Below are 1,435 nucleotides of genomic sequence, written 5' to 3'. Positions count from 1 at the left end.
CACTACTTTGGCAGATTTCTAACACGGGCTGCATTTTCGGGATTCCCGCGGAGCGGTTTGCGTGATTCATGGGTGGCCGGCTTCTGGAGGGCCGGCCATGGACGAGAGCTGGAAGTCTGATCTTGAGCGTTGGCTCGCACCGTTTCTCGCTGCTCTTGGGCACAAGGTGCGGGCACGGATGTGTCCGGCTTATGTGGCAGGGCTGATCGGCGCAGGTGAACGCAAGAGCATCCAGCCGATGGCTGCGCGCGACGGTGACGTCGGCTACGATCAGCTTCACCACTTCATCGCCAGCGGGACTTGGGACGCGGCACCGCTTGAGAAGGCCTTGCTCACGGAGGCCGACAGGATGGTTGGGGGCGCTGAGGCCTGGCTGATCGTCGACGACACGGCTCTGCCGAAGAAGGGCGAGCGCTCCGTCGGCGTCGCGCCGCAATATGCCTCGGCGCTCGGCAAGAACGCCAACTGCCAGACCCTGGTGTCGCTGACGCTGGCTTGCGGCGAAGTTCCGGTCATGGTGGGGTTGCGGCTGTTCTTGCCCGAGAGCTGGACGAGCGATCCCGGGCGGCTCTCCCGCGCTGGCGTGCCGGAGGATCACGGGGTTTATCGGACCAAGCCGGAGATCGCGCTCGCCGAGATCGATCGCGTCCGTGCCGCCGGGGCGCGTTTTGGCTGCGTGCTGGCCGATGCCGGCTATGGCCTCTCCTCGTCGTTCCGACAGGGTCTGAGCGAGCGAGGACTTGTCTGGGCAGTCGGCATTCCCTTCAAGCAGAAGGTCTATCCCGTCGACGTGGCGATGATCTTCCCCGTCGCCGGGCGCGGTCGCCCGCGAAAGCGCCATGTCCCGGACACGGCGTCGGTCAGCGCGCAGGCGATGCTGGAAGAAGCGCCCTGGCGGATGCTGAGCTGGCGGCGCGGGACGAAGGGGCGCCTGAAGGCCCGCTTTGCCGCAAGGCGCGTGCGTGTCGCCGACGGTCCGCCACAGCGGATCGGCGCCATGGGCGCCCAGCATCTCCCGGGCGAGGAGGTCTGGCTGATCGGAGAACATCGCTCGAATGGGGACCGCAAATACTATCTCTCGAACCTGCCGGCCGACACATCGCTCACGCGCCTGGCCGGCGCGATCAAGGCACGCTGGATCTGTGAGCAGGCGCATCAGCAGTTGAAGGAAGAGCTTGGTCTCGACCACTTCGAGGGACGATCATGGAAGGGGCTGCACCGACACGCGCTTATGACGATGATCGCCTACGCCTTCCTCCAGTCCCACCGCCTCAACAAGGCGAAGCGGGAAAAAAAGAATCCACGGTCCGCCACCGCAGCCGACCCTGCCAGCGATCCGGGCAGCCATCATAACCATGCTCGAACGGCCGCCTCCGACGCGTGTCCGTATTGTCGCTGCTGGCTCATTCCTAAAAATCTGCCAAAGTAGTGCTAG

Annotated in this window: 1 protein-coding gene; it reads left to right on the top strand. The window is 64.9% G+C overall.

The features are described from left to right. Positions 1 to 97 precede the first annotated feature (97 nt). Positions 98 to 1,429 carry an IS701 family transposase gene (locus tag ACFPOB_RS30205; protein ID WP_377801858.1) on the top strand — a complete coding sequence of 444 codons (1,332 nt, stop codon included), beginning with the start codon at positions 98 to 100 and terminating at the stop codon, positions 1,427 to 1,429. The last annotated feature ends 6 nt before the right edge of the window (positions 1,430 to 1,435 follow it).

Source organism: Allobosea eneae, from assembly GCF_042657265.1.
Lineage (GTDB): Bacteria > Pseudomonadota > Alphaproteobacteria > Rhizobiales > Beijerinckiaceae > Allobosea > Allobosea eneae.
This window is presented reverse-complemented; position numbering and strand designations above follow the sequence as displayed.